9 protein-coding genes are annotated in these 9,820 nt (G+C 29.5%); 2 read left to right on the top strand and 7 right to left on the bottom strand.

The genetic code is table 11. The annotated features are described in order from the left end of the window. Nucleotides 1-447 precede the first annotated feature (447 nt). Nucleotides 448-606 carry a zinc-ribbon domain-containing protein gene (locus EK368_RS04180; RefSeq protein WP_129596722.1) on the bottom strand — a complete coding sequence of 53 codons (159 nt, stop codon included), beginning with the start codon at nt 604-606 and terminating at the stop codon, nt 448-450. A gap of 260 nt (nt 607-866) precedes the next feature. Further along, a complete protein-coding gene (locus EK368_RS04175) occupies nt 867-1,568 on the bottom strand; it encodes a hypothetical protein (protein WP_129596720.1) in 702 nt (233 codons plus the stop codon). Between the two features lie 219 nt (nt 1,569-1,787). Between EK368_RS04175 and EK368_RS04170 the strand changes: the two genes are divergently transcribed. Both EK368_RS04170 and EK368_RS04165 read left to right on the top strand, forming a co-directional pair. Beyond that, nucleotides 1,788-2,471, top strand: a complete 684-nt coding sequence (locus EK368_RS04170) for a response regulator transcription factor (protein ID WP_129596718.1) — start codon at nt 1,788-1,790, stop codon at nt 2,469-2,471. Nucleotides 2,472-2,476: 5 nt separating this feature from the next. Further along, nucleotides 2,477-3,886: a sensor histidine kinase gene (locus EK368_RS04165; RefSeq protein ID WP_129596716.1), complete on the top strand. Its 1,410-nt coding sequence runs from the start codon at nt 2,477-2,479 to the stop codon at nt 3,884-3,886. Nucleotides 3,887-3,928: 42 nt separating this feature from the next. Here EK368_RS04165 and EK368_RS04160 read toward each other — a convergent pair whose 3' ends face one another. The 5 genes from EK368_RS04160 to EK368_RS04145 form a co-directional block, all read right to left on the bottom strand. Continuing rightward, a complete protein-coding gene (locus EK368_RS04160) occupies nt 3,929-6,007 on the bottom strand; it encodes a DNA gyrase/topoisomerase IV subunit A (protein ID WP_129596714.1) in 2,079 nt (692 codons plus the stop codon). Nucleotides 6,008-6,021: 14 nt separating this feature from the next. Beyond that, nucleotides 6,022-8,010 carry a toprim domain-containing protein gene (locus EK368_RS04155; protein WP_129596712.1) on the bottom strand — a complete coding sequence of 663 codons (1,989 nt, stop codon included), beginning with the start codon at nt 8,008-8,010 and terminating at the stop codon, nt 6,022-6,024. Nucleotides 8,011-8,217: 207 nt separating this feature from the next. Then, nucleotides 8,218-8,361 (bottom strand): hypothetical protein, encoded by a 144-nt coding sequence (locus tag EK368_RS14800; protein WP_165000317.1) that lies wholly within the window; start codon nt 8,359-8,361, stop codon nt 8,218-8,220. Then, nucleotides 8,362-9,084, bottom strand: coding sequence for a glucosamine-6-phosphate deaminase (gene nagB / locus EK368_RS04150; protein WP_129596710.1), 723 nt, complete (start codon nt 9,082-9,084; stop codon nt 8,362-8,364). Between the two features lie 89 nt (nt 9,085-9,173). Continuing rightward, a complete protein-coding gene (locus EK368_RS04145) occupies nt 9,174-9,815 on the bottom strand; it encodes an aspartate/glutamate racemase family protein (protein ID WP_129596708.1) in 642 nt (213 codons plus the stop codon). Between the last annotated feature and the right edge of the window lie 5 nt (nt 9,816-9,820).

Below are 9,820 nucleotides of genomic sequence, written 5' to 3'. Positions count from 1 at the left end.
TGCTGTTTAGTTTTCAAAGGTCAATCTCTTTTTTAAAAGTCACTGTTGTTTTAGCGACTTAAATATCTTATCATTTTTGTTTCTTGTTGTCAACTATTTTTTTTATTTTATTTTGTAGCGACAACGTTTAATACTCTAACATATTTTTTTGTACCTGTCAACATTTTTTATTTCTTTTGTGTCAGGCACGAATAGTAATATATCATATATTTCTATTATGGTCAATAGTTTTTTTAATGTTTTATTATAAAAACTAAAAAAACTGCCTAATATACTAGGCAGTCAGACTGCTCACGGACTATATTTTAGTAAAATCATAAAAATAAGGAACAATTATTGAGAATTTAGTGACTTTTTTGATGAACGAAAATCTTAAATGAAATGAAAAAAATTTCGTTGGCACCATGAGTTTACAAATTTTATGATTTTGTCTACAAGCTATGATCTCTATTTTTTAGATCCTTTTTCTTCTCTTCTTGATTTTCTGCATCCTATACATCTTTTGGGTTCGCTTTCAAAGCCTTTTTCTTTAAAAAATTCTTGTTCTCCTTCAGTAAAAACAAACTCTCTTCCACAGTCTTGACAAACTAAAGTTTTATCTGCCATAGGAACACCTCCTAACAAATCATTTATTCCATTTTTATCATAGCACTCTCTATCTTCTTCGTCAACGAACTTGTTAGAAAAGTCTAAATATTTTTTTATTTCAATCTATAGATTTTACCTATTCTACAACCTTTTTTGATTTTTAGTTATATTAATATTTTCACTATATCCCAATTTAAAATACTCAGAATCACTTCTTAAAAAATTATTTTCTAAAAGTAATACAAAAGGACTTTGGAAAATCCAAAGTCCTTTTGTATTTATCTTTGTTCTATAAATATTTTTGTAATTTCATCAGCTTGCTCTTGTGTAATAATCCCTCTTTCTACACCTACTTGTAACATTCTGTTTTGTGGAACTTTTTTCATTCCTATCTTTTTACCAGCTTCTTTATTTTCTAACATTTTATCTGCTTGTTCTTGTGTCATTTTTCCACTCTCTATTGCTTGTGCTAATCTTTCTTTCATCTTTTCTTGTCTTTCTTCTTGAGATAGGTTTTTCATCTCTTCTTTCTTTTCTTTAGATGTTCTATTTCCTTTTTCAATTTCTTTTGGCCCATTTTCTAATATTTTATCTGCTTGCTCTTGTGTCATTTTTCCACTCTCTACTGCTTGTGCTAATCTTTCTTTCATCTTTTCTTGTCTTTCTTCTTGAGATAAGTTTTTCATCTCTTCTTTCTTTTCTTTAGATGCTCTATTTTCTTTTTCAAATTCTTCTGATCTACTCATTACGCAATTTTCTAATAACTGATCTTTTTGCTGTTGTGTAATAATTTCTTTTGAAATGGCTTCATCAAATACTTCGTTTACTTTCTCTCTCATTTGTTCCTGGGTAAACTTTACTTTATTCACTGATCTTTCTTTAATCTTTGCTTGAGTATCTGCAAAAGTCATTCCTGCCATTGATAATGTCATAGTACCAATTAATGCTCCTGTAACTACCTTCTTCATTTTTTTATTCATTTTCACTTCCCCTTTCAATTTTGTTTTTCTTTAACGATTATATTATAGAAAAACTTTGTGAGGATTTTGTGTTGAAAACTTGAAAGTTTTTTTGTGAAGATTTTGTGATTAATTTTTGTTAAAATATTGAACTTTCATAGAATCCTGCCCCTTTTTTTAAAAAATTATGCTATGATAAACTTAGAAAATATATGATTTTACCTGCATAGGAGGAATGGTATGCATAATATAAAAATCCTTGTAGTAGATGATGAACCTAAAATGCGTCAAGTTATTAAGATCTATTTAGAAAAAGAAGGATATCAAGTTCAAGAAGCAAAGGATGGAAAAGAAGCTTTATACCAACTAGAAAATCATGACTTTTCTCTTATATTATTAGATGTTATGATCCCTAAAATAGATGGTTGGACTGTATGTCGAAAAATCCGTGAAGAATCTTCTATTCCTATTATTATGCTCACAGCTAGAAGTGAAGAGTACGATAAACTATTTGGATTTGAACTTGGAATAGATGATTATATTACAAAACCCTTTAGTCCAAAAGAAATGGTAGCTCGAATAAAAGCACTCTTAAAAAGAAGTAACATAGATTCTTTAACAAATGAACAAAATATAAAAATAAAAAACATGGAAATTAGGCCTCTTAGTAAGCAAGTATATTTAGATGATCAAGAAATTACTCTAACCCCTAAAGAATTTGATCTTTTATATTTCTTTGCACAAAATCCAGAAAGAGTTTTCTCCAGAGATCAACTTTTAAATAAGGTATGGGGTTATGATTTCATAGGAGATATGCGAACAATAGATACACATATCAAACAACTTAGAGAGAAATTGGGAAAATACAAGACATATATCCATACAGTCTGGGGTACAGGCTACAAATTAAAAGCAGGAGAATAAGACACATGAAAAGTATATTAAGCAAACTATGGTTAGGAATCACTTCTTTAGTATTAATTATTCTTCTAATCATTTGGCTATTTCAAATTATGTTCTTAGAAAAATTTTATATAAATGAAAGAAAAAATTTACTTCTAAATGAGGGTCAAAAAATAGCCTCTCTCATAGAAGAATCTAATGATTTTCCTTCTATCTCTCAAGATATTATAGAGGAGATCAATTCTTTGGGATCTACTTTTTCTTTTCATATCTCTATTATGATTGTAGATACAAACCAAAGACTTTTATTTCCTTCCAAAGAGCAACTTTTCTCTAAGAGAATTCCTTTTTTTTCTCTTCATCCTCTTAGAGAGTCTTTTGCAAACTTACAAGCTAAAACCTTTGTAGAAAAAAAAGATTCAAGGAATCGTTCTTTACTTATTATAAAAGTTCCTATTGAAAGAAATGAAAATATTGTAGGACATATTATACTAACCTCTGCTTTAGCACCGATTCAAGAAACATCATCTATTTTAAAAAAACAATTATCTATTATTACATTGATCTCCCTTATTATAGGAACTCTTTTAGCTTTATTATTTGCAAAACATTTTACAAAACCAATCTTACAAATTACAACCATCTCAAAAAAAATCTCAAAAGGTGATTTTACTGCTCGTCTACATTTGAATTCTAAAGATGAGATAGGCATGTTAGGGGATACTATCAATGACTTGGCTATTCAATTAGGAAAAATCGAAAACTTTAGAAAAGAATTTATAGCCAATGTATCCCATGAACTTAAAACTCCTATTAGCTTAATTCGAGCTTATGCAGAACTAATCATGGATATAGATAATCAAGAAACTAGAAATGAAAATCTTGAGGTTATTGTAGATGAATCAAAGAGACTCAACACTATGGTGGAAGATATTCTTATCTTATCTAAAATGGAAGCAGGTTATACCAATCTCGATTATTCTGAGTTTCCGATTAAAAAATTTATTCAAAACGTAATAGAAAAACTAGATTTCTTTGCTGCTCAACAAAATATAAAATTAGTCATGGAGATAGATAATAAAGATACAATGATATATGCTGACTTTTCTAAACTCTATCAAGTATTTGTGAATTTAATCAATAATGCAATCCATCATTCCTATGAAAATAGTCAAATAACCATTAATGTTTCTACAAATGATGCAACTAGAATCGAAATCATTGATCATGGAAAAGGAATTCCAAAAGAAGACCTGCCCTATATATGGGATAGATTCTATAAAGTAGATAAATCTAGAAAAAGAGATCATACTGGCACGGGTCTTGGAATGTCTATTGTCAAAAATATTTTAGAAGCTCATAAATTTAGCTATGGTATAAATAGCCAATTAGACAAAGGAACCACTGTATGGTTTGAAATCAAAAGAGATGAGTAATTTTGCTCATCTCTACATTTTTGTATAAAGAAAAAAGATGAGTTATTTACTCATCTTTTTTCTTTCAATCTCAACTAATGTATCTCCTTTCTTTAAAGCTAATACCTCTACCCCTTGAGATTTTCGATTATTTTTTATCTCTATTGTATTTGTATGAAATCTTTTTAACTTTCCTTTTTTAGTTTTTGCTACTAAATCTAGTTCTTTTTCTATATACATCAAATGAACCAATTCCTCAGAATTTGCATACGCATTCACCAATTGACTTCTATTGGTCTTTGTCTCATAATTTGAAAGTGGAATTTTTGCACACTTTCCATTTCTAAAGAAGAAAAGCATATACCCACCATACTCCTTTGTAACTACCATATAGATAATCTTTTCATTCTCTTGACATCCTAATATATTTTTCAAATAATCCCCTAAACTACTACTTTTACAATCTGATAATTCATAAGTTTTTTTCTTGTATACCTTATGTTGATCGCTAAAGAATAAGATTTCTGACTTGTTCGTAGTCTCTATCTCTTGTAGCACTACATCTTCATCCTTTAACTTTTGTTCACTATTTCCCCTAAGGCTCGCCATAGAAATCTTCTTTAGATAGCCATCCTGCGTACGAAACAGCTTTAGTTCATAATCCTCTATTAAATCCTCATGTGTAATCTCTTCTATATGATGCTGTTGTATAATCTTTGTATGTCTGTTTTTAGAATATCTTTTTGTAACTAATAACAGCTCTTTTTTAATAACTTTTTTAATCTTTTTCTCACTCTCTAGGCTACTTTGTATATCATTTATTTCTTTTTCTAATTTTTCAATATCCTTTGTCTTTCCTAAGATATACTCTTGATTAAAATTTCTTAGCTTAATCTCTGCAATAAATTCTGCTTGATCTTTATCTACCGAAAAGCCTTCCATAAGATTTGGAATAACATCCTTATCCTTTTTAGTCTCTCTCACAATCTTTATAGCATGGTCTAAATCTAGTAATATTTTCTCTAAACCTTTTAACAAATGAAGTTTACCCAATTTTTGCTCATGCTCATACATTAAACCTCTCTTAATACAAGCTATCCTAAAACGAATCCACTCAAGTAAAATATTACGAACTCCCAACACCTTTGGATATCCTTCTATTATTATATTGAAATTACAACTAAAGCTATCTTGTAGCTTTGTATACTTATAAATTTTTGCCATAAGCTGTTCTACTTGTGTACCTCGCTTAATGTCTAGAGTAATTTTTAGACCTTCTTTATCTGTTTCATCTCTTATATCTGTAATTTCTCTAGTTTTCCCTGACTTTATAAGCTCTGTAATCTGATCTATAATAGTCTCTATATTTGTAGTATAAGGAATCTGTAAAATATCAATACATCTATTTTTTTTATCGTATCGATAAGTTCCTCTTAGATAAAAAGTTCCTCTACCCTCTTCATAAATCTTATTAATATCCGTTTGATTATAAATAAGCTCTCCACCAGTAGGAAAATCAGGTGCTTTTAAAGTTTTTAAAAGATCTGCATCTTCATCTTCCATAAGAGCAATCGTACTCTCACAAATCTCTCCCAAATTAAAACTACAGATATTACTTGCCATTCCAACTGCAATCCCTAAATTGGGATTGACTAAAATATTTGGAAAAGTAGTCGGAAAAAGTGTAGGCTCGTCCATAGTATTATCATAATTTGGCACGAAATCTACTGTATTTTTTCCTATATCACGAAAAAATTCTTCACAAATCTCATCTAGCTTTGCCTCTGTATATCTAGGAGCTGCAAATGCCATATCCCTCGAATAATTTTTCCCAAAGTTTCCTTTACTATCTATATAAGGAAGTAATAAAGATTCATTTCCCCTAGTGAGTCTAACCATAGTCTGATAAATAGCCATATCTCCATGAGGATTGAGTCTCATAGTTTGTCCTACAATATTTGCACACTTTGTCTTTTGTCCCTTTAAAAGTCCCATCTTATACATAGTGTATAAAAGTTTTCTATGAGATGGTTTTAGTCCATCAATTTCTGGCAATGCTCTTGATACAATTACTGACATCGAATATGGCATATAATTGCTTTTTATTGTATCAATCACATTTATATTCTTTATATTACTCATGGTCTCTTCCTTTCCTAGCTCACATCAGATCTATCTAAGTATTCATATCCATATTCTTCAATAAACTGCTTTCTTCCCTTAAGATTATCCCCTAAAAACAATTCAAATGCCTCTTTTGTTTCCTGTGCATCAGCTGGAGTTACTTTCACTAAACGTCTCGTATCTGGACACATAGTAGTCTTCCACATCATATCAGGCTCATTTTCACCCAACCCTTTTGATCTTTGAATACGATATTTTCCTCTTAAAGCTTTAGTTATTTTTTTCTTTTCGTCCTCTTTATAGGCAAAATGACTATTGCCTTTTCCATCAACAATCTCATAAAGAGGAGACTCTGCAATATATACATATCCCTCTTCAATCACAGTAGGCACCAATACATAAAGCATAGTAATAATTAGACATCTAATTTGATACCCATCCACATCTGCATCTGTACAAATGATAAGTTTGTTCCATGTCATATTCTCTATATGAAAATCTGCCAAATCCTTTAGATGCTTAGATTTTACCTCAACACCACATCCAATAACCCTAAGTAGATCCATAATAATATCATTTTTAAAAATTTTATCATAGTCACTCTTTAAACAATTTAATATCTTTCCTCGAATGGGCATAATCGCTTGAAAATTTGCATCTCGTCCCATTTTTGTACTTCCAAGAGCAGAATCTCCCTCTACTATAAAAAGCTCTCTGATACTTTTATCCTTGCTTCTACAATCTACAAATTTTTTGACTCTATTACTAATATTATCAATTTTTTTACTCAATTGCTTTCTTACATCAATACGAGTCTTCTCTGCCTTTTCTCGACTTCTCTTATTGACCAATACCTGCTCTAAAATCTTTTGTCCTTCTAGCTTATTTTCTATAAAATAAATCTCAAGCTTTTCCTTTAGAAAATCATTCATCTCATCTTTAATAAATATATTGGTAATAGCCTTTTTCGTCTGATTTTCATAAGAGGTCATAGTACTATAGGTATTGGTTACAAGTACTAAACTATCCTCAATATCTTGAAAAGTAATCTTTTTTTCTCCCTTATTGTACTTCCCCAACTTACTAAGTTCTTTATCTATAGCATAGACAAAAGCATTTTTTACCGCTTTATCTGGTGATCCACCATGCTCTAAAAAAGAAGAATTGTGATAATACTCAAGTAAGCTTACTTCATTATTAAAGCAAAAGGCAATTTCAAGCTTTACTCTATACTCTGGCTTATCTTCACGATCTTTTCCCTTTGTATCTAGTTCAAAATAAGCTAGATCTGTAAAAGCTGTATCTTTACCTACTTCTTCTAAATAATCACAAATACCTTTTTCATAAAAATATGTAAAGGTTTCATCAAATTCTTCATCATATAAAGTAAAAGTAATCCCCTTATTGACAATCGCTTGTCTTTTTAAAACCTCTTGAAAAAAATTTAAAGGAATATAAATATCATTAAAAACCTTAAGATCTGGCTTCCAACGAATAGTAGTTCCTGTCCTTCCCTTTTCACAAGAAGTTTTTTTATAGCCACAATTACTTTTTAATACATTTTGCCCTCCTCTAAAGGAAAGGTCATATCTATAATCATCTCTAAAGACTGTCACATCCATATACTCAGAAGCAAACTGAGTTGCAGCTGTTCCTAATCCATTTAGACCTATACTAAATTGATAGTTGCTTGATCCATTGTTATCATACTTGCCGCCTCCATAAAGAATACAAAATACAATCTCCCAATTATACTTTTGTTCCTTTTCATTCCACTCAATAGGAATCCCACGACCAAAATCTGTTACCTCTATAGATTGATCTTTAAATCTCTTTACCTCTATAAGTTTTCCAAAGCCTTCTACAGCTTCATCCCTGCTATTTCCTACAATCTCCATTAATGTATGTTGACACCCTTCGATCCCATCACTTCCAAAGATCACCCCTGGGCGAAGTCTTACTTTATCCTTTTCCTCTAGTGTTGAAAGACTCTCATTCCCATACCCATTTTTCTTTTTCATCTAATTCCTCCTGCTACTTAAAAATTCTTATCCTTTTATCTATGTTATCATAGAACAACTGTATTATACCATTTTTCTAAAAATGTTCAAACATTTGTTCTGTATACAACAAAGAAGTAGGCAAATCGTCCTACTCCTTTGTTATTGATCTATGAATATCAGATTATCATATTATTTATCTTTTCTATTTTAAATTATGATATTTAACTAGATATCATCTTTATCTTTCCTTTCATCCATCATTTTCCATAAATCTACTATCTCTAAATTCACAAAACCCTTTATAATATCCCTAAAAACTTCTTCCTTATCATTTAATTTTTCTAGAATCAATTCTATTTTTATACTCAATTACACCAAACTACTTGCTTCTTCATCTACTATTACAATAATATTTGGATGTGTTCTTAATATGCTAGCAGGTACATTTTCTGTAACTTCTCCATGTATTGTATCATAAATTGCGTTTGCCTTTTGATTACCAGAAGCAAGAAGTATGATCTGTTTCGCCTCCATAATATTTTTTATCCCCATCGTAATAGAATAAGTTGGAACTTCATTTATTTGATTAAAAAATCTAGAATTTGCTTTTCTTGTATTTTCATCTAATTTTACAACATGTACCTCTGAAGAAAAAGAAGTTCCTGGTTCATTAAAACCTATATGTCCATTGGATCCAATTCCTAATATTTGAAGATGTATCACATTATTTTTTAATTTTTCATTGTATTCTATACATTCTTTATTTATATCTTTTGCAAAACCATTAGGAATATATATATTTTTTTTATTTATATTAATATTTTTAAATAGATGTTCATGCATAAAATAATGATAACTTTGTGAATTATTCTTATCTAATCCTATATATTCATCAAGATTAAAGGTTTTTATATTTTCATAGCTAGTTTTATTTTCATTATGATCTTTTATTAGCCTTTTATATAATCCTATAGGCGTTGATCCTGTAGCAAGCCCTAAGACAGTATCTGGCTTTTCTTTTATCAATGTAGTTACATACTCAGCAGCTATATCACTCATTTCTTCATAATTTCTTACTTTAATAATTTTCATAGTTTCTCCCCCTTCTGCATTTCCCTAATTCATTTATACTTTAGACATATTGCATAATACATGCAACTGACATAACTAAATATTTTAATTCACTGATTCAATATTTCATACATCCTATATGATGGGTCTATTATATGTATCTTTTGTAATTCCTCTAAACTTTCTTTTAAATAAGAAAAATGAGTACACCCTAAAATCAATGCCTCTGCCTCTACACTCCTAAAATAATCTAATAATTGATCTAATTTAAAGTCTTCAATCAATTTTTGTGGACTTCGTTTTTCTTCAATTGCTTCTACTAATTTTAGATTTCCTAATCCAATGATATTACACTCTATATTCTTTTTTTGAATTGAATTTTCTATTCCAGCACAACTTTGATTATTTGCTGCTATTACAGCAATATTTTTATATTTTACTGCTATTTCTTTATATACTTCTAATGGAGTAATCATTCTTATATTTTCTTCATTTTGAATATAATTCATATCAATCGCACAACTTAGAGAATTACAATAAATTATTATTTTTTCATATCCTTGTTCCTTTATTTTTCGAACCATATTTTGAACTATATCCTGCAATTGTTGTTGTGAAAGTATTTGAAGTGTAGATTGTTCCTTTGGGTTTTTAGAAATCGGAAAAAATCCAGCATCAAGTCCATACTCTTTTAAAAAATCTACTCCCATTTTTGTATCTACCAATGTTCCTGCAATCACAGCTACTTTCATAAAAC

This window comes from Anaerophilus nitritigenes, assembly GCF_004138215.1.
GTDB classification, from domain to species: Bacteria; Bacillota; Clostridia; order Peptostreptococcales; family Thermotaleaceae; genus Anaerophilus; species Anaerophilus nitritogenes.
Note: the sequence above shows the minus strand (reverse complement) of the source record. Positions and strands in the feature narration are given on the sequence as shown.